This is a genomic window from Rhodococcus sp. 06-235-1A (assembly GCF_002258785.1).
Classification (GTDB): domain Bacteria; phylum Actinomycetota; class Actinomycetes; order Mycobacteriales; family Mycobacteriaceae; genus Rhodococcoides.
The window spans coordinates 403174-429248 of the sequence record NZ_NOYI01000027.1 but is presented as its reverse complement, the minus strand read 5'-3'; the positions used below and the strand labels follow the sequence as shown (position 1 = coordinate 429248).

16 protein-coding genes are annotated in these 26075 nt (G+C 63.5%); 1 reads left to right on the top strand and 15 read right to left on the bottom strand.

The genetic code is table 11. From position 1 onward, the window contains the following. Positions 1-254: 254 nt before the first annotated feature. Positions 255-4211: a DNA-directed RNA polymerase subunit beta' gene (locus CH275_RS25750; protein WP_094680952.1), complete on the bottom strand. Its 3957-nt coding sequence runs from the start codon at positions 4209-4211 to the stop codon at positions 255-257. Positions 4212-4311: 100 nt separating this feature from the next. Beyond that, positions 4312-7818 (bottom strand): DNA-directed RNA polymerase subunit beta, encoded by a 3507-nt coding sequence (gene rpoB, locus CH275_RS25745; RefSeq protein WP_094680951.1) that lies wholly within the window; start codon positions 7816-7818, stop codon positions 4312-4314. A 665-nt stretch (positions 7819-8483) separates the two neighbouring features. Here rpoB and CH275_RS25740 point away from each other — a divergent pair. Next, positions 8484-10670, top strand: coding sequence for an MMPL family transporter (locus tag CH275_RS25740; RefSeq protein ID WP_094680950.1), 2187 nt, complete (start codon positions 8484-8486; stop codon positions 10668-10670). 16 nt (positions 10671-10686) lie between these two features. On the opposite strand, the gene CH275_RS25735 is transcribed toward CH275_RS25740, so the two are convergent. The 13 genes from CH275_RS25735 to rplL all read right to left on the bottom strand — a co-directional run bounded on the left by CH275_RS25735 (position 10687) and on the right by rplL (position 26068). Next, positions 10687-13263, bottom strand: coding sequence for an aminotransferase class III-fold pyridoxal phosphate-dependent enzyme (locus CH275_RS25735; RefSeq protein ID WP_094681142.1), 2577 nt, complete (start codon positions 13261-13263; stop codon positions 10687-10689). A gap of 218 nt (positions 13264-13481) precedes the next feature. Further along, the gene (locus CH275_RS29690) at positions 13482-14363 is read right to left on the bottom strand and encodes a hypothetical protein (RefSeq protein WP_179276346.1); all 882 of its coding nucleotides are present in this window, start codon (positions 14361-14363) and stop codon (positions 13482-13484) included. 58 nt (positions 14364-14421) lie between these two features. Next, the gene (locus tag CH275_RS25720; protein WP_094680947.1) at positions 14422-15096 is read right to left on the bottom strand and encodes a hypothetical protein; all 675 of its coding nucleotides are present in this window, start codon (positions 15094-15096) and stop codon (positions 14422-14424) included. Positions 15097-15179: 83 nt separating this feature from the next. Continuing rightward, positions 15180-16427: an MCE family protein gene (locus CH275_RS25715; RefSeq protein ID WP_094680946.1), complete on the bottom strand. Its 1248-nt coding sequence runs from the start codon at positions 16425-16427 to the stop codon at positions 15180-15182. Further along, entirely contained in the window at positions 16424-17683 is a 1260-nt protein-coding gene (locus CH275_RS25710) for an MCE family protein (protein WP_094680945.1), read from the bottom strand. Before CH275_RS25710 ends, CH275_RS25715 begins: the two co-directional genes overlap by 4 nt. 29 nt (positions 17684-17712) lie before the next feature. After that, positions 17713-18996: an MCE family protein gene (locus CH275_RS25705; protein WP_094680944.1), complete on the bottom strand. Its 1284-nt coding sequence runs from the start codon at positions 18994-18996 to the stop codon at positions 17713-17715. Then, the gene (locus tag CH275_RS25700; protein WP_094680943.1) at positions 18996-19994 is read right to left on the bottom strand and encodes an MCE family protein; all 999 of its coding nucleotides are present in this window, start codon (positions 19992-19994) and stop codon (positions 18996-18998) included. The genes CH275_RS25705 and CH275_RS25700 overlap by 1 nt, the downstream gene beginning before the upstream one ends. Beyond that, positions 19991-21058: an MCE family protein gene (locus CH275_RS25695; RefSeq protein WP_094680942.1), complete on the bottom strand. Its 1068-nt coding sequence runs from the start codon at positions 21056-21058 to the stop codon at positions 19991-19993. The genes CH275_RS25700 and CH275_RS25695 overlap by 4 nt, the downstream gene beginning before the upstream one ends. Next, a complete protein-coding gene (locus CH275_RS25690) occupies positions 21055-22410 on the bottom strand; it encodes an MCE family protein (protein ID WP_094680941.1) in 1356 nt (451 codons plus the stop codon). The genes CH275_RS25695 and CH275_RS25690 overlap by 4 nt, the downstream gene beginning before the upstream one ends. Further along, positions 22407-23267, bottom strand: coding sequence for an MlaE family ABC transporter permease (locus tag CH275_RS25685; RefSeq protein ID WP_032365270.1), 861 nt, complete (start codon positions 23265-23267; stop codon positions 22407-22409). Before CH275_RS25685 ends, CH275_RS25690 begins: the two co-directional genes overlap by 4 nt. Positions 23268-23272: 5 nt before the next feature. Further along, positions 23273-24067, bottom strand: a complete 795-nt coding sequence (locus tag CH275_RS25680) for an MlaE family ABC transporter permease (protein ID WP_094680940.1) — start codon at positions 24065-24067, stop codon at positions 23273-23275. 5 nt (positions 24068-24072) lie between these two features. Further along, positions 24073-25215, bottom strand: coding sequence for an ABC transporter ATP-binding protein (locus tag CH275_RS25675; RefSeq protein ID WP_179276345.1), 1143 nt, complete (start codon positions 25213-25215; stop codon positions 24073-24075). A 466-nt stretch (positions 25216-25681) separates the two neighbouring features. Beyond that, positions 25682-26068, bottom strand: coding sequence for a 50S ribosomal protein L7/L12 (gene rplL / locus CH275_RS25670; RefSeq protein WP_057475236.1), 387 nt, complete (start codon positions 26066-26068; stop codon positions 25682-25684). Positions 26069-26075 lie beyond the last annotated feature (7 nt).

The following is a 26075-nucleotide window of genomic DNA, read 5'->3' as shown; positions in this document are numbered from 1 at the left end:
CAAGTGCGTATCGCCAAGATGGCTGTCAAACTGACAGGCCCTTCAGGCTGAAAGGCTGACCTGCGTCATAGCAATGGACTCCGCAAAAGGGCCTGCACGCATTTCTGGATGCAGGGCCTTTTTGCGTCACCCCAGATACAACAAAGCCCCGCACCGACCGAAGTCGATGCGGGGCTTGTGTCTGCAAGCTCTGTCGTCGTGAGCGGAAATTCGTAGTGGACTACGAATTTCTGCTCACGTGCGACGAAGTCGCTCTAGCGGTATTCGTTGGAGAAACCGTAGTCGTCGAGCGGCACTGCAGCGCCGGTTCCCTGGCCGAAGCCGTCCGGGCTGTAGTACTGATCGTCGTACGACGGCACCGCGTATGCCGCGGCACGCGCCTCTTCGGTCGGCTGCACCGTGATGTTCCGGTACCGGTTGATGCCGGTACCAGCCGGGATGAGCTTACCGATGATGACGTTCTCCTTGAGACCTATGAGCTTGTCGCTGCGGCAGTTGATCGCCGCATCGGTGAGCACACGAGTGGTCTCCTGGAAGGACGCTGCAGACAGCCACGAGTCGGTGGCCAGCGACGCCTTGGTGATACCCATCAGGACCGGACGTCCGGCTGCGGGCTCGCCACCCTCGGAGACGACGCGACGGTTGCTCGACTCGAATTCGCTGCGCTCGGTGAGTGAACCGGGCAGGAATTCGGTGGAGCCGCTGTCGATGATCGTCACGCGACGGAGCATCTGGCGCACGATCGTCTCGATGTGCTTGTCGTGAATCGACACACCCTGCGACCGGTACACCTCCTGGACCTCGTTGACCAAGTGAATCTGAACCTGGCGAGGACCCATCACGCGCAGCACCTCGTGCGGATCGGCAGCACCTTCCATGAGCTGCTGGCCGACCTCGACGTGGTCACCGTCCGCCAGAAGGCGCTCGGTGCCGTCGTCGTGCTTGAAGACGCGCAGACGCTGACGCTTGGAGAGCTTGTCGTAGACAACCTCTTCGCCGCCGTCGTCCGGGACGATGGTGATCTTGTAGAAACGATCGCCGTCCTCGAGCTGAATGCGTCCCGACACGTCCGCGATCGGAGCCTTGCCCTTCGGCACACGTGCCTCGAACAGCTCCTGCACGCGAGGCAGACCACCGGTGATGTCATCTCCGGCGACACCACCCTGGTGGAAGGTACGCATGGTCAGCTGAGTTCCGGGCTCACCGATGGACTGTGCGGCAACGATACCGACGGCCTCACCGATGTCGACCAGCTTGCCGGTGGCCATCGAGCGGCCGTAGCAGGTGGCGCAAACGCCGGTGCCGGTGGTGCAGGTGAGCACCGAGCGAACCTTGACCGACGTGATGCCCGCAGCGAGCAGCGCGTCGATGGCCGGGTCACCGAGATCGTGTCCGCGAGCGACGATGACCGTGCCGTTCTCGTCGACAGCGTCGTTCGCCAACGTGCGGGCGTACGTGCTGGTCTCGACGTGAGCGTCGCGGATCATCTTGCCGTCGGCCGTCTTCTCGGCGATCGTCGTGACGATGCCGCGCTCGGTGCCACAGTCGGTTTCCCGAACGATGACATCCTGCGAGACGTCGACCAGACGACGCGTCAGGTAGCCCGAGTCGGCGGTACGAAGCGCCGTGTCGGCCAGACCCTTACGAGCACCGTGCGTGTTGATGAAGTACTCGAGGACCGTCAGGCCTTCCTTGAAGGAAGACTTGATCGGACGAGGGATGAACTCACCCTTCGGGTTGGTCACCAAGCCCTTCATACCGGCGAGCGAGCGAACCTGAGTCATGTTTCCGGCTGCGCCGGACTTCACGATCATCGGGATCGGGTTGTCGTCGGGGAAGTGCGCTTCCATGGCCTTACCGACCTGCTCGGTCGCGTCCTGCCAGATCTTGACCAGTGCGGAGTTGCGCTCGACCTTGTCGAGAGCGCCGCGCTGGTACTTCTTCTCGATCTGATCGGCCTGAGCCTCGAAGGTCTCCATGATCTGCGGCTTCTCCGGCGGCACGAGGACGTCGGAGATCGAGATGGTGACACCCGAACGCGTGGCCCAGTAGAAGCCTGCGTCCTTGAGCTTGTCGACGGTCTGTGCGACGACGATCATCGGGTAACGCTCGGCGAGATCGTTGATGATGGTCGACTGACGCTTCTTCGGCATCTGCTCGTTGACGAACGGGTAGTCCGCCGGCAGCAGCTCGTTGAAGAGCACGCGTCCCAGAGTGGTCTCCGCGGTCCATGCCTCGCCGCGGTTCCAGCCCTCGGGGAACAGCTTGTTCTCGATCTCACGCGGCGGGCGCTGCGTGGTGAGACGAACCCGAATCTGCGACTGCACCGTGAGCGATCCACGGTCGACGGCCATCTGAGCCTCGGCCGGGGAGGAGTACGCCCCGAACTCGGCATGGTCGGTCTTCGCGTCGGCGCGCTCGCCGACAGCACCGGCGTCCAGACGTGTCAGGTGGTACAGACCCGTCACCATGTCCAGACGCGGCATGGCGAGCGGACGGCCCGATGCAGGCGAGAGGATGTTGTTCGACGACAGCATCAACACGCGTGCCTCGGCCTGAGCCTCGGCGGACAGCGGGAGGTGGACAGCCATCTGGTCACCGTCGAAGTCGGCGTTGAACGCCTCACACACGAGCGGGTGCAGCTGAATGGCCTTGCCCTCGACGAGCTGCGGCTCGAACGCCTGGATGCCCAACCGGTGCAGGGTGGGTGCACGGTTCAGCAGCACGGGGTGCTCGGCGATGACCTCTTCGAGAACGTCCCACACCTGCGGACGCTGACGCTCGACCATGCGCTTGGCCGACTTGATGTTCTGCGCGTGGTTCAGATCCACCAGACGCTTCATCACGAACGGCTTGAACAGCTCGAGAGCCATCAGCTTCGGCAGACCGCACTGGTGCAGCTTGAGCTGCGGGCCGACGACGATGACCGAACGGCCCGAGTAGTCGACGCGCTTGCCGAGGAGGTTCTGACGGAATCGACCCTGCTTGCCCTTGAGCAAGTCGGAGAGAGACTTCAGCGGACGGTTACCCGGTCCGGTGACCGGACGTCCACGACGGCCGTTGTCGAACAGGGCGTCGACCGACTCCTGCAGCATCCGCTTCTCGTTGTTGACGATGATCTCGGGAGCACCGAGATCGATCAGACGCTTGAGGCGGTTGTTGCGGTTGATGACGCGGCGGTACAGATCGTTGAGGTCGGACGTCGCGAAACGGCCACCGTCGAGCTGCACCATCGGACGAAGCTCCGGCGGGATGACCGGGACAGCGTCCAGGACCATGCCCATCGGCGAGTTACGGCCGGCCTGGAATGCGGCGACGACCTTCAGACGCTTGAGCGCACGCAGCTTCTTCTGACCCTTGCCACTGCGGATGGTCTCGCGAAGAGATTCCGCCTCGGCGTCGATGTCGAAGGTCTGCATGAGCTTCTGGATCGACTCGGCACCCATGGCACCGGTGAAGTACTCGCCGTACCGGTCGATGAGCTCGCGGTAGATGAGCTCGTCGACGATGAGCTGCTTGGGAGCGAGCTTGGTGAACGTGGTCCAGATCTCTTCGAGACGATCGAGCTCACGCTGCGCGCGGTCACGGAGCTGACGCATCTCGCGCTCGCCGCCGTCCTTGACCTTGCGACGCACGTCGGACTTGGCACCCTCGGCTTCGAGCTCGGCGATGTCGGCTTCGAGCTTCTGCGCGCGAGCCTCGAGATCGGCGTCGCGCTGATCTGCGACGGCCTTCTTCTCGACCTCCATCTCGGCCTCGAGCGTCGAGAGCTCGTTGTGACGGAGCTCGTCGTCGACCGTGGTGATGACGTAGGCAGCGAAGTAGATGATCTTCTCGAGATCCTTCGGAGCCAGGTCGAGCAGGTAGCCCAGACGGGACGGCACACCCTTGAAGTACCAGATGTGCGTGACCGGAGCGGCCAGTTCGATGTGACCCATGCGCTCACGACGCACCTTGGCGCGAGTGACCTCGACGCCACAGCGCTCACAGATGATGCCCTTGAAGCGGACGCGCTTGTACTTGCCGCAGTAGCACTCCCAGTCCCGAGTGGGGCCGAAGATCTTCTCGCAGAAGAGGCCGTCCTTCTCGGGCTTGAGCGTGCGGTAGTTGATGGTCTCCGGCTTCTTGACCTCGCCGTAGGACCACTGACGGATGTCGTCCGCAGTGGCAAGGCCAATGCGAAGTTCATCGAAGAAGTTGACGTCGAGCACGTAACTTCCTTTCCCCGTTATGGGTGTTGTGATACCGAATCAAAAACAAGAAATATCGCCCGGTGGGCCTGCATCGCTGCAGGCCCACCGGACCACAGAACTACTGTGCGAGGTCGTCGACCGTGGCAGCTTCGTTGCGGGAGAGGTTGATTCCCAGGTTGGCTGCGGCACGCTCGAGGTCTTCGTCGTCACCGTCGGCCATCGTGATGGCAGCGCCGTCCGAGGACAGCACCTCCACGTTGAGGCACAGCGACTGGAGCTCCTTGAGGAGCACCTTGAAGGACTCGGGGATACCGGGCTCGGGGATGTTCTCGCCCTTGACGATCGCCTCGTACACCTTCACGCGGCCGACAACGTCGTCCGACTTGATGGTGAGAAGCTCCTGCAGCGTGTACGCGGCACCGTAGGCCTGCATGGCCCAGCACTCCATCTCACCGAAGCGCTGCCCACCGAACTGAGCCTTACCACCGAGGGGCTGCTGCGTGATCATCGAGTACGGCCCGGTCGAACGAGCGTGGATCTTGTCGTCGACCAAGTGGTGCAGCTTGATGATGTACATGTAGCCCACCGACACCGGGTACGGGAACGGCTCGCCGGAGCGGCCGTCGAACAACGTGGCCTTTCCGTCGGATCCGACCATCTGCTCGCCGTCGCGGTTGGGAATCGTGCTCTCCAGCAGGCCGGCGAGCTGATTCTCCTTGGCACCGTCGAACACCGGGGTGGCGATGTTGCTGTCGGCCGGAGCCGCCAACATCTCCTCGGGCAGGCGATCGGCCCAATCGGGCTTGCTGCCGTCCGCGGCGATCTGCACGTTCCAACCGGTCTTGCCGATCCAACCCAGGTGGGTTTCGAGGACCTGACCGATGTTCATACGACGCGGAACACCGTGCGTGTTCAGGATGATGTCGATCGGGGTGCCGTCGGGCAGGAACGGCATGTCCTCCTGCGGGAGGATCTTGCCGATGACGCCCTTGTTGCCGTGACGGCCGGCGAGCTTGTCGCCGTCCTGGATCTTGCGCTTCTGAGCCACGTAGACGCGGACCAGCTCGTTGACGCCGGGAGGCAGATCGTCGTCGTCGTCGCGCGAGAAGACGCGGATGCCGATGACCTTTCCGTTCTCGCCGTGCGGAACCTTGAGCGAGGTGTCGCGAACTTCGCGAGCCTTCTCACCGAAGATGGCGCGCAGCAGGCGCTCTTCGGGGGTCAGCTCGGTCTCGCCCTTCGGAGTGACCTTTCCGACCAGCACGTCGCCGTCACGAACCTCGGCACCGATCCGGATGATGCCGCGCTCGTCGAGGTCCGCGAGAACCTCGTCGGAGACGTTCGGGATGTCGCGAGTGATCTCCTCGGCACCGAGCTTGGTGTCGCGAGCATCGATCTCGTGCTCCTCGATGTGAATCGAGGTGAGAACGTCCTCTTCCACGAGGCGCTGCGACAGAATGATCGCGTCCTCGTAGTTGTGGCCCTCCCACGGCATGATCGCCAGCAGCAGGTTCTTGCCGAGTGCCATCTCACCGTTCTCGGTGCAGGGGCCGTCGGCGAGGACCTGGCCGGTCTCGACGCGCTGTCCCTCGTCCACGATCGGACGCTGGTTGGCGCAGGTGCCCTGGTTGGAACGCGCGAACTTGCGCATCCGGTAGGTCTTGCGGGTTCCGTCGTCGGCCATGACCGTGACGTAATCGGCGGAGACCTCTTCGACGACACCGGTCTTCTCGGTGATGACGACGTCACCGGCGTCGACCGCGGCACGCAGTTCCATGCCGGTTCCGACGATCGGGGCCTCGCTGCGAACCAGCGGGACCGCCTGACGCTGCATGTTCGCGCCCATCAGGGCACGGTTTGCATCGTCGTGCTCGAGGAACGGAATCATCGCGGTTGCGACCGACACCATCTGGCGAGGCGACACGTCCATGTAGTCGATGTCGTCGGACGAGACGAACTCGACCTCTCCACCCTTACGACGAACGAGAATCTTGTCCTCGATGAAGTGACCCGAATCGTCGACCGGAGAGTTCGCCTGCGCGAGCGTGTGGCGGTCCTCCTCGTCGGCGGTCAGGTAATCGACATCGTCGGTCACCTTGCCGTCGACGACCTTGCGGTACGGGGTCTCGATGAAGCCGAACGGGTTGACCCGTGCGTACACCGACAGCGATCCGATCAGGCCGATGTTGGGGCCTTCCGGGGTCTCGATGGGGCACATGCGGCCGTAGTGCGAGGGGTGCACGTCGCGGACCTCGAGGCCGGCGCGCTCACGAGAGAGACCGCCGGGTCCCAGTGCCGACAGGCGCCGCTTGTGCGTCAGACCCGACAGCGGGTTGTTCTGGTCCATGAACTGCGAGAGCTGGGACGTTCCGAAGAACTCCTTGATCGCAGCGACGACGGGACGGATGTTGATCAGGGTCTGCGGCGTGATCGCCTCGACGTCCTGAGTCGTCATACGTTCGCGCACGACGCGCTCCATGCGGGACAGGCCCACGCGGATCTGGTTCTGGATGAGCTCGCCGACGGTACGCAGGCGACGGTTGCCGAAGTGGTCGATGTCGTCGACCTCGACCGGAACCTCGACGCCGTCGGGTGCGGTCATCGAGGTCTCACCTGCGTGCAGACGCACGAGGTACTCGATGGTCGCGACGATGTCTTCCTCGGTGAGGGTCGACGCCACGATGGGCTGACCCGAGTTGAGGCCGAGCTTCTTGTTGATCTTGTAGCGACCCACGCGAGCGAGGTCGTAGCGCTTGTCCTTGAAGAACAGGTTCTCCAGCAGGGTCTGCGCCGACTCCTTGGTCGGCGGCTCGCCCGGACGCAGCTTGCGGTAGATGTCGAGGAGCGCCTCGTCGGTACCGGCGGTGTTGTCCTTCTCCAGGGTGGCCATGAGGATCTCGGAGAAGCCGAAGCGCTCCGTGATCTGCTCGGTGGACCAGCCGAGAGCCTTCAGCAGCACCGTGACGGGCTGGCGACGCTTGCGGTCGATACGGACACCGACGGTGTCGCGCTTGTCGACGTCGAACTCGAGCCATGCACCGCGGCCGGGGATCACCTTGACGCTGTGCAGGTCCTTCTCGGTGGTCTTGTCGATCGAGTGATCGAAGTAGACGCCCGGAGAACGCACCAGCTGCGACACAACGACACGCTCGGTGCCGTTGATGATGAAGGTGCCCTTGTCGGTCATCATCGGGAAATCACCCATGAAGACCGTCTGGCTCTTGATCTCACCGGTGTTGTTGTTGATGAACTCGGCCGTGACGAACAGCGGGGCCGCGTACGTCATGTCCTTGTCCTTGCACTCATCCGTCGAGGCCTTGACCTCGTCGAATCGTGGGTCGGAGAAGGAGAGAGACATCGAGCCCGAGAAGTCCTCGATCGGAGAGAGCTCGGTCAGGATGTCCTCGAGTCCACCGGCGACACTGCTGTCTCCCCGGGCGGCGGCACGGTCACGCCAACTCTGCGCACCTACCAGCCATTCGAACGAATCCGTCTGTACATCGAGGAGACCGGGTACCTCCAACGGCTCGCGAATGTTCGCGAACGAAACCCTCCTCGGGGCTCCCGGTGTTCCGACAACTGCCTTGGTCTGGCTAGAGACTGCCAAGATGCGTCCTTCCAGCACCTCACGCGGGTCGCTCGTGCAGTGCGACCGCCGCTGTATCTGTTTGCTATATGTGGGGCGAATTTCGGCCGGTGCAACCAGACCGAATCCCCATCACAGCGGCCCGAAAACGAGCTTTCGGGTAACAGCGATCGAGAGGTGGACAGGAGGCAGCCAGCGCAACGTCCAAAGGTACCCCAAATGTGCGCACAGCGCAACGGGGGCATCAAAAGTAGCACCCGAGGTCCGTTCGCGCGCCGAGTCGGCAACAGCGTGTCGACCTTCCTCGCCGCGACCCGACCGAGAGCGACCGCGAAGCGGACGCCGTATCGGCAGGAAACTGAACGAACAGCTGCGGCGAACGGAAAGCTGTGGTGACCGATCGCGTGCGGTCGTCACCACGGGGGTGCTCCTTCACGACAAGAGTGACCCCTGCGCCTTCCTTCGTCAAGAGGTCCGAGGGAATCCGACGCTGCTATGGCAATCGAGCACGGCTTCTGATTGTATTTCCTCTGTCGCAATCGGGGGTGACGTCGTCAGGTGATCGGGTTCGCCGCGTGACAGGTCTTCCTCTGTGCCACAGGCATATTCACGGAGCACTCACATCACGTCTCGCGGGGGGACAACATGAATACGGTGGTAGTGGTCGACGTCGGATGCAGGCGTCGAGCCTTCGGTAGTGCCGCGTGACCAGGGGTTCGCCCGTCGTCGACTTCGTGGTCGCCCGTGCGCGCTGGGTCCTGGCAGTCGTGGTTGCGACCGTTCTGCTCGCCGGAACCTGGGGCCTGGGCGTCGTCGACGAACTCAGTCTCGGTGGCTACAGCGACCCCGACAGCGAGTCGGCGAAAGTCGATGCTCTCGTCGAATCCCGGTTCGGCCGTGACGTTCCGGACATCGCGGTGATCTACACCCCCGCAGACGGTCGGACGGTCGACGGAATCGGCGACACCGTGGCCTCGAGCCTCGCCGACATCGACGCCGGAGTGCTCGCCCGTGATCCCGTCTCCTATTGGACGGTGCCCGACGCCTTCGCTCCAGGCCTGCGATCGTCGGACGGGAACTCCGCCCTCGCGGTGCTGACACTGACCGGCGACGAGGATCAACGCGTCAAGTCCTACCAGGACCTGCGCGAAAGATTGAAGATCGACGGGGTGACCGTCCAGTTCGGTGGATTCTCGGCCGTCGTCGACGCGTACAACGAGCAAGCGCGAGCAGATCTGGTGCGAGCCGAGACCATCACCTTCCCGATTCTGCTGGTTCTGCTGCTGATCGTCTTCGGCGGACTCGTCGCCGCAGGAACTCCGTTGGTGATCGGCGGGCTGAGCGTGCTGGCGTCACTGGCCGTGCTGCGGGCACTGAACAGCGTCTCCGAGGTGTCGGTGTTCGCGACCAATATCGCGTCCCTGGTCGGACTCGGAATGGCCGTCGACTACAGCCTGTTCGTGATCACGCGGTTTCGAGAGGAGTTACGCGACGGGCGCGAAACGGTGGACGCGGTACGCCGCACGATGTCCACCGCAGGCCGGACCGTGGCGTTCTCGGCACTGTTGCTGATCTGCGGCTTCATCGGCATGCTCATCTTCCCGCAGGCGATGATCCGCTCACTGGGCTTCGGCGGCATGGCAGCAGTGGCCGTCGCCGCCGCGATCTCGCTGACCGCCCTCCCCGCTGCACTCGTCCTCCTCGGCCCCCGCATCGATTCCCTGAGCTGGCGCAAGGGTGCGATCGACCGCGGCGAGGCCCGGGCGCAGAAGTTCTGGGGCACAGTGGCGGACCGTGTCATGCGCAGGCCAGTTCTCGTCGCCGCCGCCATAGTCGGCGTGCTGGCCGTGCTCAGCGCACCCATCTCCGGCGTAGCTCTGGGCGACCTCGACCACACCGGCCTGCCCCAGGACTCGCCCGCCCGAATCGCGACGCAGAAGCTCCTCACCGAATTCACGCTCGCGAACACCGGCGTCACCGTCGTCGTCGAATCGGTCACCGATGCACCGCCGAGCCCTGCCGCGGTCTCGGCAGTCACCGACGCCATCGGCCGCGCGGACGGAGTCGCGGCAGCGTTTCCCAGTGGCAGCGCCGACAATCTGACCGTGGTCGATGCCATCATGACCTCGGCCGATCGCACCCCGGCTGCACTCGCGACCCTCGACGCGATTCGATCGATCCCCGCTCCCGCCGGGACCACGCTGAGCGTGGGCGGCAGCACCGCGCAGAGCGAGGACGGCATCGACGCGATCTACTCCACCATTCCGTGGATGTTGGCCATCATGGTGCTGGCCACTTTCACGATGACGACACTGGCATTTCGTTCGATCGTGCTCAGCCTCAAGGCAATTGCCATGGCGATGATCAGCCTGGCAGCCACCTTCGGAGTGCTCACCTGGATCTTTCACGACGGCCACGGCGGCGGGCTGATCGGCGTCACGGCAGGCCCCTTGCAGTCCACGATGAGCATCCTCGTCATGGCGGTCGTGTTCGGCCTCTCCACCGACTACGAGATCTTTCTGCTCTCACGCATCGTCGAGGCCCACGACAACGGAGCCACCACCAGGGAAGCAGTCCGCATCGGAGCCGCTCGCACCGGACGGATCGTGACGGCCGCCGCGCTGTTGCTCATCAGCGTCACCGCGTTCTTCTCGTTGTCCGAACTGTCGATGATGCGACTGGTGGGCATCGGCATCATCGTCGGTCTTCTCATCGACGCCACCATCGTGCGGATGATGCTCGTGCCCGCCCTCGTCACACTGATGGGGAACGCGAACTGGTGGGGTCATCCCACTCCGAGACGATCGACGTCGGCAGACAAGGACAGGACCGAGACGGGCGGGGCCGGAGTCCACGAACCTCCGGGAACTCCGGCCCCAGCCGACTACTGACCTACTGACCTACTGACTACTGACTGACCTCGCGCCATCGGGTGGCCTCGGCGAGCGCGAACCCGTGGACGTCGGCCAGCTCACCCAACCGTTCGACGCTCTCGCCGTCGAGCGTGGTGCCTATGCTGCGCAGACCGAACTCACCGGACAACGCGATCAGCATCGTCTCGGCCATGCAGGCGTACGTCAGGCCCGGAGCCAACCCGTAGGTCAACCCGAAATCCGAACCCGACGGCACCCGCACGATGCCGCCGTCGAACACCGTCACGTCCGGCCGCTCACCGCGCACGTCGCGGCCGATGTTCGGTGGTTGAGCGACATCGCAGACGATGGCATCCTCCATCAGATCCGTCGGATCGATCAGCGCATGCGGGGCCGACGTCGCAGCGATGACGATCAACGAATCCTGTACCGCAGCAACGGGATCGGTGAAGAATTCGACATGACGTGATCTGATCAGATCGTCCAGATCGCCATCGACCTCGTGTGCAGCCACGGCGAGGTCTCCCGAACCCGACCCGTTCCTCGCACTCGCCACCATCTCCTGCGCGGCCGCCCACAGCTTGGGCGCGATGACCGAGCTCTCGCCCTTCCTACCGACCAACGCGATACTGCCGACCTCTCCGGCCAGCTGTTTGCCGATGGTCCGCCCGATGGCCCCGGCCGCACCGAGAATCGTCACCCTGGCCTGCGCGACATCGATACCGCGTTCGCGGCACACCCGTCGAACAGCTCGCAGACTCGCCGCGGCGGTGAACGTGTTGCCGGTGGTGATGGGTCGAGACGTTGCACCGAGGCCAAGCCCGTTCCCCGTGATCACCGACGAATAGCCGCCCAGCCCCACGACCGTCGCACCGCGCGAGATCGCCAGTTCGACGGCACCGCCGACCACCCGCAGCGCCTGCTCGGTGGGCAGATGCAGCAACTGCGCCGACGTGTACGGCAGGCCGATCAGGTCACCGTGCGCCGTTGCACCCCCGCCCCCGGCGACCCGGCCACTGCCGATGACGAACGACGCTGGGTCGAGCTCGGACGTCGACGCGGCGAACCTCTCGAGCAGGTCCTGTCGCTCGGAGTGATCGAACACCTCGAGCGCAGGATCGAATGCAGCGAAGAACCCCAGATCGAGAGGGTGCGCGATGAACGCGAACCGCCGATCCGTCGGACGCACCGCGATATCGGGCGTCCGACCCGGACGCAGCGCCGCGAGGGCCGGCGGAGTGACGACGGTCGAGCGGCCGAGCAGGTGACCGAACAATCCGTCCAGGTCCCCCACCGCGGCGTAGCCGAGTGCCCTGTCCAGCGCCGCGACCAACCGTGCACACTGCACAGCCGAGACCGTCAGTGGTGGCTCGATCCGAATCACTCTGGTACCGAACAGAGTCGGCGCAACTCGGATCCCCTCGACATTGAGCAGGTAGGAGCAGATCACCGCAGCCAGATTGTGTTGCTCCGCAATCGACCCGAGCAGCGACTGACGCCCCACGAAATTCACGTCTGCACCGAGCTCGACACCGAGCAGCAAACCGCGTCCGCGAACGTCGGTGACTACCGACGGATACTTCTCGGCCAGCGCGCGCAGATCCTTCTTCAACTGCCGCCCGAGCACGGCAACGTTCGTCACCACAGCGCAGTCGTCTCGAGTCAGCTCGTCGAGAACTGCGATGCCCACCCGCGCCGCCAGTGCATTGCCCGCGAACGTCGACGTGTGGCGCAGCGCGAAGCTGTCGTTCACCAGCGCCGGTGCACACAGCACCGCACCCACCGGCACGATGCCGCCGCCGAGCGCCTTGGCCACCGTCATGATGTCCGGTACCACCCCTTCGTGTTCCGCCGCGAACATCCGCCCGGTACGACCGAGTCCGGTCTGCACCTCGTCGAGCGCGAGCAACACCCCGTGCCGATCACAGATCTCCCGCACGCGGCGCAGATAGCCGTCGGGGGGACACACCACTCCCCCCTCACCCTGGATCGGCTCGACCAGAAACACCGCGTAGTGCCCAGGCGCAGCCGCCAGAGCCGCGTCGAGCGCATCGGCGTCACCGAACGCAATATGGTCGAAGCCCTCGACCGGTGCGCCGAATCCGGTTTGGTACCTGATGTTTCCGGTAGCGGACAACGCTCCGAGCGTCTTGCCGTGGAAGCTGTTCCCGGTCGTCAACACACCCAGCCGCCCGGTATGCGCGCGGGCGATCTTGAGTGCTACCTCGGTCGCCTCGGTACCGCTGTTGACGAACGTCGTTCGCGTCAATCCGTCCGGGGCGATGCGTCCCAACCGATCTGCAAGTTCACCCGCCGCAGTCAGCACCGAAGGCTGCACGAAGATCGCCTCCCCGCTGCAGCGAACATCGTTGATCGCCTGCCAGATCGGGGTGGGGCCGTGGCCGAACGGTAGAGCACCGTAGGCCCCCGCGAAGTCGAGATACCGGCGGCCCGCGGCATCGAACAGGACGGTCCCGTCACCGCGCACGTATTCGCGATCCAGATTCAGGGCAGACAGAAGTCGGTACAGTTCCGGGTTGACGTTCTCCGCAAAGCCCGATCGACCGGACCGTGATTCCAGGGCGGAAAAATCGATAGTTGTGTCAGTCATGACCAGCATGCTCCGTTTTCGTCGGATCCACCCCTGGCTGTCGAGCGTCGAAATGGTTGTCCCGAACAACCAGGGCTCGTCCCAAGCCAGGACGCAATCGCGATGGTAACTCCGACACGGGCGCTCGACAGATGACCGACCAGCGCACGAGAAAGCCCCGCCCGAGCAGGGTTTCTGCGTCGAACGGGGCTCGATCGAGAGACCGGGCGAAACGGTCGCTACTGATCGTCGATGGCAGACAGCTTCCAGGTGCCGTCGATCTTTTCCATGTTGACCGTCAACGGGCCCTCGGCACTCCCCGTCGCAGAACCGTTCTGCGTTGCACTGATGTTCACGTTGGCGAGCAGCTCGGCCTTGTCGTCCTCCAGCCGCGTGACGCCGATGTCCGTCACGCTGGCCTCGGTTCCCGTATTCGTCTGCACCACAGCAGATTTGGTTGTCTCAGCGGTGGAGTTGAACTCGTCGAGCATCGACTGATTCAACACCGCACGAGCTGCATCGAAATCGGCATCGATCGTCTCGGCCTTGTACGTGTACAAGGTCTGCAGCGCATCGGTCGTGGCCGAGGTCACTTCCTGTGTGGCGGCAGAATCCACCCAAGCAGCATTGTCGATGGTGGCGAAAGGCTTGAACGCAGCAACCGCAGCGAATGCACCGAGCACCACTGCGATGACCGCGACGATCATCACGTGTTTGTAGCCGATCCCCGAACGTGCTCCAGCGGACGGCGTAGCGGAGGATTCGGCTGTCGCGGGCTCGGCGAGCGAGGACTCGGCAGGGACGGTCTCGGCGGCGACGGACTTGCCGGTAACGGTCTTGGCTGTGACGGTCTTGCCTGTGACCGCCTTGCCTGCGCCTGTCTTGGCGAGCGAGGGCTTATCGGTGGCCGTCTTGTCGGCAACCGGCTTGTCCGTAGCCGTCCTGTCGGCAACCGGCTTGTCCGTGGCGATCTTGTCAGTGGCTGCCTTGTCGGCCGTCTCGGATCCTTCGAGGCGGGTCGAGTCCGAGTCGGCGGGCACAGGCTTTCCGGTGCCGGCCACCTTGCGGCGCACCTTGCTGGTGGTGGTGGGTGGAACGATCTTGCGACGCTGGGGAGGCACTACAGAACTCCTTCGAAACTCACTTCACAACACACGGAGACGACATTGCCGGGGAACGTCAGTTGCCGCCGGAATCCGGCTGTGGGGCCGGCGTCGCTTCCGTACCGGGGGTGACCGCATTCGGGTCGGTGGCACCCGGTTCGGACGGGATGACGGGGTTGGTGCTCGGATTGTCGAGCGAGATCCGTGAACCGATGGGGTCGACCTTGTTGGTCTTCCACACTCCGTCGACCTCTTCCATCGCCAGTCGCATCGTGAGCTTGCTTCGCTCGACACGGTCGGGCCAGGTGGTGGTCGTGGCGATGACCACGAGCGCGGTGGCAGTGTTCTCGTCAGTACTCAGTTCCGTCACGGTGCCGTGGAGAACCTCGGCCTCGCTCTTGGCTCCGGACTGACGAACCTGATCGGTGATCCCCGAGCGCGTCTGCTCTAGGTCGTTGAGCATCAAGTCACCGGTGATGGACGACTTCATGTTGTCGAACGACTGATCGATGTTGGCGGCGTCCACAGTGTTCAGGTTGACGGCCGCTTGCTGAGCGCCGGTGAGGGCAGCGTCGCGCGTATCCGCGGTCGGCTTCTGACTGAGCAACGCCTGGCCCCAGCCGTAACCGAAGAACACTGCCGCCGCGAGCGCCGCCACGGCGAGCACGGTGACGACGGCAAGGAGAATTTTCGCTGTCTTGTTCTGCCCTGGAGTCGCTGGGGACTCCAGGGCTTCGGTGCTCGAGTTCACAATTTCACCCTACTACTCGGTAATATCCGGCCGAACCACTCTCGGCCCGACGATAGTGCTGAGCAGCAGTTCTTCCGATTCCGCTACTTCGGCGTGACGCCGATGAGCGGTGCCAACTGGGTGGCGATGGGGTTGAGGTTGAGCTTCTCGGGATCGACCTTCGGCTTGAGGTCCCACGGCTGCGGCACGTCCGGATCGGCGAAGACGATTCGGTTCGCGCTACGAACGCCCGTGACGCTGCCCTGCGGAGTCGCACAGTTCGCATCGAGGTTCAGCGGGTAGTTCTCCCGCGTCGGATCGAAGTTGGGGTTCTTGCGCTTCTCCTCGTCGAGGATCGCCTGACTGCCCTCGTAGCCCACCGTGCACGGCGGCGGGTTGTTCACCTCGAGCAGCAGACCCTGATGGATCGTGCCGTCGTTCGGGACGATGGTGGAGATACCGGCACCGAGCGCAGGCAGGAACGTCAGGAACGGACGAAGAGCGAGATACCGCGGCTCGGCCTGAGCGGCAACCAACGCAAGGTTGTTGATGTCGGTCGTCAAAGCAGGACCGGCATCGGTGATCAGACCACCGAGCTGATCGCCGGCAGCGGTTCCGGTGTCGATGAGCCGCCGGATGTCGGGATCGTTGGACTTCAGCTGAGCCGTCACCTGATCCAGGCTGGTGGAGAACTCCCGGATGAGGTCCGACTGCTCGGACTGCGTGTCGAGCACCGGCACCGCGTCGCGCACCAACGCCAGCGTCTGCGGCAACGCCTCGTTGCCTGCCTCGGAGATGTTTCCGAGCGAATCGACGAGCGATTGCAGATCGTTGCCCTTGCCGTCGAAGGCCACACCGAGTTCGTTGACCACCTTCGTCAAGTTGTCGAGCGGCACCGACCGAACCAGCGTGTTGGTGTTGGCGAGCACGTCCTCCACCGGAACGGGTGTCGCGGTGTCGGCCACCGCGATCTGGGAGCCGTCGACCAGGAACGGTCCCTGGTCGGTCTGTGGCTGCAGATCGACGTACTGCTCACCGATCGCGGACCTGTTCGCCACGACGGCCTTCGTGTCGGCCGGGATGTCCGGCCCGCCGCTGTCGAGCTTGAGTTCGACCTGGACACCGTCCTGAGTCAACTGCAACCCACCGACGGTACCCACCGGAACACCGCGGTACGTGACCTCGGCGTTGGTGAATATTCCACCGGAATCGGCGAGGTTCAGCGCCACGTTGTACTGCCCGAACCCGAGCATGTTGTCCAGGCGGACGTACTTTCCGCCGACGAAGATCAGCCCGACTACGGCGACCACGACGAATATCACCAACTGGTACCGAACGAGCTTCGATCTCACTGGCCAACTCCGAACTGTTCGAGCAGATCATTCAACGGTGCCAACGGGTCGAACGGCGCAGGCGCTGGATTTTCACCCGCACCCGGTGCACCCGGGCCGGGAACCGGCGACGGGATGATCGGTGGCAGCGGCAGCAGCGAAATCGTCGGCCAGCCCGGACGTGGTCCGTTTCCGTTGTAGTACGGATTGGACGGGTCGACGACGGGGAGTGTCTTGCCGTACTTCGGCTGGATGTAGACGGGGTCTCCCTCGCCCACACCGAAGTTGCGCAGCGCAGTTCCGATCGACAGGTCGAGCGACAGGAACAGGTTGGCCGAGTTGCCCTCGATGATCTTCTCGGTGCCGTCGGCGAACGGCAGTGTCGGGATCACCGCGAGCGAGGTCACCACGTCGTCCGCCGAATCGGCGAGCGCCTGCAGCGTGGGGCGCAGGGCCCGCAGGTCGGCGATCAGATCGTCCTTGGACCGGTTGATCACGTCGGTGCCGACCGAGCCGAGACGATCGAGCGCACCGAGCATTTCGGTGAGCTGCGGTCGCTGCTGCTCGAGAACCTCGGTGGCGATCGGCAGGTCCTTCAGCACCCCGTCGATCTTGTCGGTCTGCGAGTTGACGCGACCGCTGAGTGTGTCGAGACCGTCGATGGCGCGGGTGATGTCGTCACGCTGCTGGTTGAGTCCGTCGATCAGCGTGTTCGCCTGCTGCAGAAGGTCTTTGGTCTTGCCCTCACGACCGTCGAATGCCGTGCTCAACTCCTTGACGATCGGTGAGAGCTGTCCGACGCCGCCACCGTTGAGCAGCAGCGAGAGTGCGCCGAGCACCTGTTCGATGTCGGTGGCGTGGCGGGTTCGATCGAGCGGGATCGTGGCACCGTCCTGCAGACGGGCGGCCTCCTCGTCACCCGGAGGTGCCGAGAGCTGCACGAACTTCTCGCCGAGCAGGTTGGTCTGCTGAACCGACGCGATCGCGTTGGCCGGCAGGTCCACGTCGGAGTTCAGAATGACGTTGACGTCGGCGGTCCATCCGTCGTTGGGAACGGTGATCGAGTCGACCCGGCCGACGGCCACACCGTCGACCTTGACGGTCGACTGCGGAACGAGGTCCAGAACGTCGTCGAACTGCACTGTCAGGTTGAACGGGTTGTCACCGATGTCGGCACCACCCGGCAGCGGGATGGCGTAGATACCCGCCGACGAGCATGCGCCGGCAGACAGCGCCACCACGCAGAGCCCTGCTCCCAGGGACAACGAACGCTTCACACGAGCTCGATTCCGATTCACAGGGGTACTCACTGTCCCCCACCTCCGATGTACGACTGCTCGAGTCCTGGCATCGAGCTGGTTCCCAGCTTGGGCGAGACCACACCGGGGACCGTGCCGGGCACAGATACGTTCTGTTCGATGTCGTTGGTGAGAACCCCGAACGGCAGCACGATCCGGTTCTGGTCGGCGAGAGGTGCCTGGATCATGGTGGTGATGTTGGCGCACTGATCGATGATCGGCTGAATCTGCGCACCGAGAGCCTCGAAGCGAGGATCACCCGGTACCAGCTTGCCGAGGTCGATCAGTCGGCAGACGGTGCCGAGCGGATCCTGCGTCTCGTTCTGCAGGTTGGCACGCGATGCGAGCGTGCCCGACTCGGCGTCGTACGCATTGACCAAGTTGCTGATCGCCAGCGGCAGCAACGTCAAGGTCTGCACCAGCTGCTCACGGTTGTCCGCCAGAGTTTGCGTGGGCTGTACGAGCCCGTTGGCCGCGTCCGTGAGTTCCGTGCGGTTGTCCGCAACGAACGTCGCGACATCACCGAGCGCTACCGACAGTTGCTGCAGCGCAGCACCGAGATCCTCACGCTGACCCGACAGGAAGCCGGTCAGGTCGGCCAACTGAGTGTTGAAGTTGCGTACCTGCTGATCGTTGACGGCGAGCGCACTGACGAAGGTCTGCAAGTTCTTGATCGTGTCGAACACGTCGGTCCGTGAGTCGCTCAAGGTCCGACCCGCCGCCGAGAGCTGAGTGATGCTGTTGCCCAGCGCTTCACCGTTGCCGTCGAGGTTTGCCGCACCGGTGTTCACGAAGTCCGTGAGCGCACCGTCCTTGTTGGCCCCGTCGGGTCCGAGAGCTTTGGACAGGTCGTTGATCGACGAGTACAGCTCGTCGACCTCGACAGGTGTGGCCGTGCGATCGCGACCGATCGTCGTTCCGCTGGCCATCGTGTCGCCGCCGGTGTACGCGGGTGCGAGCTGAACGTAGCGATCGGCGACGAGCGAGGGGGTGACCTGGACGGCCTTTGCATCGGCCGGAATGTCGATGCCCCGGTCGACTCGGAGGACGACCTCGACGTCGTCGCCCATCGGGGTGACGGAGTCGACGGTGCCGACCTTGACGCCGAGCACGCGGACCTCCGAGCCGGAGTAGATGCCGACCGACTTGTCGAAATATGCGGTGATCTTGGTCGTTCCGGCCCTGGTGAACAGCCACCAGCCTGCGACAGCCACGACCAGTGCGACCACCACAACGACGGCGATGATTGCGAGCTTGTTCTTGTTTCGCGGCGCTGCCTGAGTGTCTGTCATCAGTTCCCCGCCAACTTGTCGACCGAGGGCTCGCGGTAACCAGGTATCAACGGAACTCCGGGTGGTGTGAGGTTGGCCAGGACGATGTCGAGCCACCGGCCGTTACCGGTCACGTTGGTGTACAGGCGAATGAACGGCTCGTACAACTTGAGTGCGCGGTCGAGATTGTCGTTGTTGCGCTGCAGGATCTCGATGACACCGTTGAGCTGCTGCAGCATCGGGTTGATGGTGGCCTCGTTGTCGCGGACCAGACCGGTCAGCTCCTGGGACACGCGCTGTGTGCCGGTGAGAAGCTGCGAGATGGCCTGCTGTCGGTTGTTGAGCTCTTCGAGCAACGGGCCGGCATCTGTGATCAACTTGTTGAACTGCTCGTTGCGGTCGGCCAGCACCTTCGATGTCTCGCCGGTGGCAGCGAACAGCTTCTTCAGTTCCTCGTCACGGCTTGCCACCGTCTGAGACAGCCGAGTCACACCGTCCAACGAGGCACGGATGTTCGCCGGCGTCTCCGAGAACGCCTCGGACAGGGTCCGCATGCTGGTGGCGAGTTGATCGGTGTCGATGTCGTTGATGGTCGAAGCCGCTGCCGAGAACGCATCGATGACGTCGTACGGAGACGTGGTGCGATCGAGCGGAATCGTGTCCTTGGGGCTCAAGGTGTCCGGTCCGCTCGGGTCGAGGGCCAGATACTTCTGGCCCAGCAGTGTCTTGATGGCGATGGCCGCGCGTGACTCGTTGCCGACCCAGGCGTCCTGCACCGTGAAGTCCACGAGCACCCGGTCGCCTTCGAGACGAACATCGGTGACCTTGCCGACCTTCACGCCCGCGATACGGACCTCGTTGGACGGCTTGAGACCAGCTGCTTCGCTGAACTCCGCGGTGTACACCGAGCCTGCACCGATGATCGGAAGCCGATCGAGAAAGAAGACCGACATCGTGGCGAGCAGGATGATTGCGATACCGAGCGCACCGATGGTGGCCGGACTACGACGAGATTTCATTGCTTGATCCCCCCAGCTTTGCAACGCTCTGCCGAGTTCGTGTACAGCGGCTGGTTGACGGTCGGCAGCCCGGTCGGCAGATTCAGATTCGGCGAGCTACCCGGTCCGGCGACGATGTCGATGCCGCAGAGGTAGAACGTGAACCAGGATCCCTGCTGGGCCGTGCGGATGAGCTTGTCCAGCTTGTTCGGCAGAATCCCGAGGACCTTGTCCACATCGTCACTGCGCCGATTGATCGTCTCCGACAACGTGTTCAGTGCGGTCACCGATCCCTGGATCGACGGCCGAGTCGGCTCGAGCAGGTCTGCGGTGGCGTTCGTCAGACCGGCGAGCGACGTGACGGCGGAGCCGACCACGTCACGGTCGGCCGACAGGCCCGAGACGAGCTGCTGGGTGTTGACGATCAAGCTGTCGAGCTGGCCGTCGTTCTGATTGACCGTCGCCAGAACGTTGTTGAGATTGGTGATGACCTGGCCGATGACCTGATCCTTGTCGGCGACGGTGTTCGTCAGACTCGCCGTGTTGGATACCAGCTCGTTGATGGTGCCCGACTCCCCCTGGAACACCTGGATGATCTGGTACGACAGCTTGTTGACGTCGTCTGCGCTGAGGGTGGTGAACAGCGGCCGGAAACCGTCGAACAGTGTGGTCAGGTTGACCGCGGGCTTGGTCCGCTCCAACGGGATCGTCGCACCCCCGTTGATCTTCTGGCCCTGGTCCCCCGAGCCCTGCTCGATGGCGATGTAGCGCTGGCCGACCAGGTTCCGGAACCGGATGGTTGCCGTGGAACTCGCCGGCAACCAGTCGCGGCTACTGAGTGTGAAGCCGACTTTCGCTTCGCGCTCGTTGGTGATCTCGATGGTGTCGACCTGGCCGACACGAACGCCTGCGATACGAACCTCGTCGCCTTCGTTGAGAGACGTGACGTCGGAGAACACAGCCGAGAACTTCGTGCCGCCGCCGCCGCTCGAATTGGCAATGGTGAAGGCAAGGGTGGCCGTGGCGATGATCGTGATCACGGCGAACACGACCAACTTGATGATCGGCGCGAGAAGGCCTCTCATTTCACGCTCACCTCCGCTCCTCTCAATGCCGGAGCGCCGATAGCGGCGGCCCACGACGGAATACTGTCCGGTGCAACGCCACTCGCCTGTCCGTAGATCACGGCGAGGGTGTCGCGTTCGAAGTCCGATCCCTCGTAGCTCGCCGGCTGCGCGGATTCGGCAATGGCCGGAACGATGGAGCTCTGAGCCGACTTCGGTGGTCCCTGTCCTGGGATCTCCTGCGGACCCGGGTTACGAGTAGGCACCTGGTAGGAACCGTCGTTGATGGAACCTCCCGGGTACTGCGGGAAGAACTCACCCGGAGCTGCGGGCTCGAAGCACGTGGCTCCGCGATCGTCGAACAAGCGTGGCTCGTCCTGGTTCGGCAAGTAACGGCCCTTCGGGTTGACGAACGATGCGGAGACGTTGATGCCGGGGTAGTCGTCGCCTTCGCCGAGCACGATCGCGCCGCGCCTGGCACCTTCGGCGAACTGGCTGAACGTGCAGCCGAACGTCGGCGAGAACTCCGCAAGCAATTCCAGTGCCTCACGCGAATTCGACGCCAAGCTGATCAGATTCTCGGAATTCGCCTGCAGGAAGTCCGCGGTGACGTTCGACACCGACGTGAGCGAGCCGTACAACGTCTCGAGACCGGACTGACGCTCGACGACGGTGTTGCCCGTCGTGCGCAGATTGTCCAGAGCCGAGATCAATTCCGGCGCCGCATCCGCGTAGGTCTGGGAGAAATCTGCTAGGCCGACGAGGGTCTGCTGAATGTTCGGCAGCTCCGTGTTCAGACCCGACACGATGTTCGTCAGATTGTCGATGGTCTGCCCCAGTTGCTCCCCACGCCCGCTGAGACCCTGTGCAAGAGACCCGAGGGTGTTGGCGAGATCCTGCGGCGGAATCGCCTGCAGCAGAGGGAGCAAGCCGTCGAGCAGCTGCCCGACCTCGATCGCGTTCCCGCTCGTGTCCTGACGCAGAACCGTGCCGTCGGTGATCGGCGACGCCGAATCGTTCTCGGGCACGATCAGCGACACGTAACGCTCGCCGAACAGAGTCTTCGGAAGCAGCCGAGCCGTCGCGTTCGACGGAATCAGCGGTGCCTTGTCCGGATCGATGGCCAATTGGGACGTGACGACACCGTCGACGGTGGCCGCAGAACGGACCTCGCCCACGATCATTCCGCGCACCTTCACGTCCGCATTCATCGGCAGAGAGTTTCCGACCGAGTCGGTTTCGAGGCTGACGTTCACCACGGACTTGAACGTCTTGTTGTAGGAGGTGATGCTCCACCCGAGAAACAGGATGAGCACCAGGAAGAATGCAAGTCCGAGCAGTACTCGCTGCAGTCGCGACGGCGAGTCGATCATCCGGCAACCCTCACTGTGGTGGTCGTGCCCCAGATGGCGAGGCTCAGGAAGAAGTCCAATACGGCGATCGTGACGATTGCCGTACGCACGGCGCGGCCCACTGCGACGCCGACGCCTGCCGGTCCGCCGGAGGCGTGATAGCCGTAGTAGCAGTGGATCATGATCAGCACGAAGGCGAAGATGAGCACCTTGAGGAAGGAATACAGCACATCTTCAGGAGGTAGGAACAGATTGAAGTAGTGGTCGTACGACCCCGACGACTGCCCGTTGAAGATCGTGCTGATCCCTCGCGAGGCGACATAGGACGCAAGCAGACCCACGATGTAGAGCGGGATGACCGCGACGAAGCCGGCGATCATGCGGGTGGTGACGAGGAAAGGCACGCTCGGCACAGCCATGACCTCGAGCGCATCGATCTCCTCGGAGATCCGCATGGCACCGAGTTGTGCGGTGAAGCCGCAGCCGACGGTTGCCGAGAGCGCCAGGCCCGCGACGATCGGTGCGATTTCACGGGTGTTGACGTACGCGGATAGGAATCCGGTGAGCACGGAGCTACCGAGCTGTTCGAGCGCTGCGTAGCCCTGCAGGCCGACGACGATGCCGGTGAAGCCGGACATCATCACGATCACGCCGATGGTGCCGCCGATGACGGCGAGCGCACCGCTGCCGAAGGTGACCTCCGCCAGCAGGCGGAGTACTTCCTTCTTGTAGTGCACTGCAGTCTTGGGAATCCACCCGATCGCCCGCAGATAGAACGACATCTGCTCGCCTGCGCGGTCGAGCACGTTGAGCGGGGCATTTCCGACACGCTTGACGCGCATCAGTGTGCGGTCACCGCGACCTCTTGCGATAGTCATCGCGGTTACGCTCCCTTCGCTGGGACGACCTGGAGGTACACCAGGGTCAGAATGAGGTTGGCGAAGAAGAGCAGCAGGAACGTGATGACCACCGTCTGGTTCACTGCCTCGCCGACGCCCTTGGGTCCGGGGTTGGGGTTGAGCCCCTTGTACGAGGCGATGATGCCCGCGATGAGTCCGAAGATCGCCGCTTTCGCTTCTGCGACATAGAGATCCGGAAGCTGTGCCAACGCCGAGAACGATGCCAGGTACGCACCGGGTGTACCGCCCTGCAGGATCACGTTGAAGAAGTAGCCACCCGCGATGCCGACGACCGAAACCAAGCCGTTGAGCAACAGAGCGATGAGAATCATGGCCAGCACACGCGGAACGATCAAACGCTGCACCGGGTCGATACCCAGGACCCGCATCGCGTCGATCTCCTCGCGAATGGTCCGCGATCCCAGGTCTGCGGTGACCGCGGATCCAGCGGCACCGGCAACGAGCAGGGCTGTCACCAGAGGTGAACCCTGCTGGATGACCGCGAGCACACTGGCCGCGCCGGTGAACGATTCGGCACCGAGCTGCTTGATGAGCGATCCGGTCTGCAACGAGACCACAGCGCCGAAAGGAATGGCGACGAGCGCAGTCGGCAGAATCGTCACGCTGGCGATGAACCAGGCCTGCTCGATGAACTCACGGAACTGGAACGGCCTCCGAAAGGTGTTCCGAACGACCTCGACCAGAAGTTCGACGATATTGCCGGCTTGTGTCAGAGCGGCGTTCGCCGGAGCGAACGCGGACTTCTTCGATCCCCCCATGTCTGCTATTGACCCCGACCTTGCGTAGGAGCTTGGTAGCCCTGTTGATCATGACCTTGTCCGCCGTAGCCCTGCTGGTCGTAACCCTGCTGGTCGTAACCCTGCTGGTCGTAACCCTGCTGGTCGTAGCCCTGCTGGCCGGCGTACGCGGGGTACTGCTGACCGGGGTCGGTGGTGTCGAGGCTCTCCTGGATGGCGACCTGCGCGTTGTGCGGCAGGGTGTGCATGATCTGACGGACCCGCTCCTGCCTGCGTCCGACGGCCTGACGGACCGGGGTGCCGGGGGTGGCCTTCATCTGCGGCACGATGCCTTCGACGTCGTCGACGCCACCTGCATGGTGCCCGGCGTCGACGAGGGCCTGCTCGTGCGCCATCTGCGCCTCGTCCTTCTCCTCGGACATGCCGATCGGACCGATCATCGTGCCGTTGAGGAACTGCTTGACCACCGGCTCGTCACTGGTGAGCAGCACCTCGCGTGGCCCGAACATCACCAGCTGACGACGGAAGAGCATGCCGATGTTGTCGGGCACCGTACGAGCGAGGTTGATGTTGTGCGAGACGATCAGGATCGTGGCATCGATGTTGGCGTTGATATCGATGAGAGTCTGCGAAATGTACGTCGTACGAACAGGATCGAGGCCGGAGTCGGGCTCGTCGACCAGGATGATCTCGGGATCGAGCACCAGGGCACGGGCGAGTCCGGCACGCTTGCGCATACCGCCGGAAATCTCGCCGGGCAGCTTGTCCTCGGCACCGAGCAGACCCGTCAGTTCGAGCTTCTCCATGACGATCTTGCGGATGTCGGACTCGGACTTCTTGGTGTGCTCACGGAGCGGGAAGGCGACGTTGTCGTAGAGGTTCATCGAGCCGAACAGCGCACCGTCCTGGAACAGCACCCCGAACAGCTTCCTGATCTCGTAGAGCTCACGCGAGGAGCACTGCAGGATGTCGGTTCCGTCGATGAAGATCTTGCCCTGTTCGGGACGCAGGAGGCCGATCAGAGACTTCAGGAAGACCGACTTGCCGGTACCGGAAGGACCGAGGAGCGCACTGACTTCACCCTTCGGCAGAGTCAACGTCACGTCCTGCCAAATCTTCTGTACACCGAAAGACTTGGTCAATCCTTCGACCGAAACCTCGACTCCCACGCTGACCTCCACAATTCGTACACATCGACCCGGATGTGGGTTGCGTCACTGTATCCCATGCAGGTGTCCGCACCGACACGGGAGCTTACCGCCCAGTAAGAACTTCCCCGAGTCAGGCTGTAGAGCTTGCATCAGTGTGGCTCATCTCACGCGACACGGTCGGCGACTCGCCAGAACTGTGACAAGTACCAGTCGCGCAATGCTGTGAAACACCACAAGTGAACCCAACCGAAACCCTTCGACATGCTTCAGACTTCGGCGTGACCGAGTAAACAGGGGCTGAATCCGGGTGTCACGCGATCCAGCAGAGTCAGTGATCGATCACAACGACGCGCCCGATCCAGCGCCTGAAACACAGAAAAGCGGAGGGCTCGAAACACAGAAAAGGGCCGCTCCCACCGAGGTGGGAACGGCCCTTCTGCGCTCGTGCGTTCAGAGCACGAAGTACGACTGCAACGAAGCGGTCTTACTTGACGGAGATCTTTGCGCCGGCAGCTTCCAGCTTCTCCTTGGCAGCCTCGGCTGCATCCTTGGCTACCTTCTCCAGGATTGCCTTCGGAGCGCTCTCGACGAGGTCCTTGGCTTCCTTCAGGCCGAGGCCGGAAACGACCTCACGGACGACCTTGATGACCTGGATCTTCTTGTCGCCGGCCGACTCGAGAACGACGTCGAACTCGTCCTGCTCTTCAGCAGCCTCGGCGGGAGCAGCGCCGCCGCCTGCAGCAGCAACAGCGACGGGAGCAGCTGCGGTAACCTCGAAGGTCTCCTCGAATGCCTTCACGAACTCGCTGAGCTCGAGGAGGGTGAGCTCCTTGAACTGGTCGAGCAATTCTTCGGTGCTGAGCTTCGCCATGGTGGCG

Bases quoted from the DNA above. Each gene is read 5' to 3' on its own strand.
- CH275_RS25735 (WP_094681142.1), bottom strand. From the start codon at position 13,263: ATGACTGACACAACTATCGATTTTTCCGCCCTGGAATCACGGTCCGGT.
- CH275_RS25705 (WP_094680944.1), bottom strand. From the start codon at position 18,996: ATGACAGACACTCAGGCAGCGCCGCGAAACAAGAACAAGCTCGCAATC.
- CH275_RS25700 (WP_094680943.1), bottom strand. From the start codon at position 19,994: ATGAAATCTCGTCGTAGTCCGGCCACCATCGGTGCGCTCGGTATCGCA.
- CH275_RS25695 (WP_094680942.1), bottom strand. From the start codon at position 21,058: ATGAGAGGCCTTCTCGCGCCGATCATCAAGTTGGTCGTGTTCGCCGTG.
- CH275_RS25690 (WP_094680941.1), bottom strand. From the start codon at position 22,410: ATGATCGACTCGCCGTCGCGACTGCAGCGAGTACTGCTCGGACTTGCA.
- CH275_RS25685 (WP_032365270.1), bottom strand. From the start codon at position 23,267: ATGACTATCGCAAGAGGTCGCGGTGACCGCACACTGATGCGCGTCAAG.
- CH275_RS25680 (WP_094680940.1), bottom strand. From the start codon at position 24,067: ATGGGGGGATCGAAGAAGTCCGCGTTCGCTCCGGCGAACGCCGCTCTG.
- rplL (WP_057475236.1), bottom strand. From the start codon at position 26,068: ATGGCGAAGCTCAGCACCGAAGAATTGCTCGACCAGTTCAAGGAGCTC.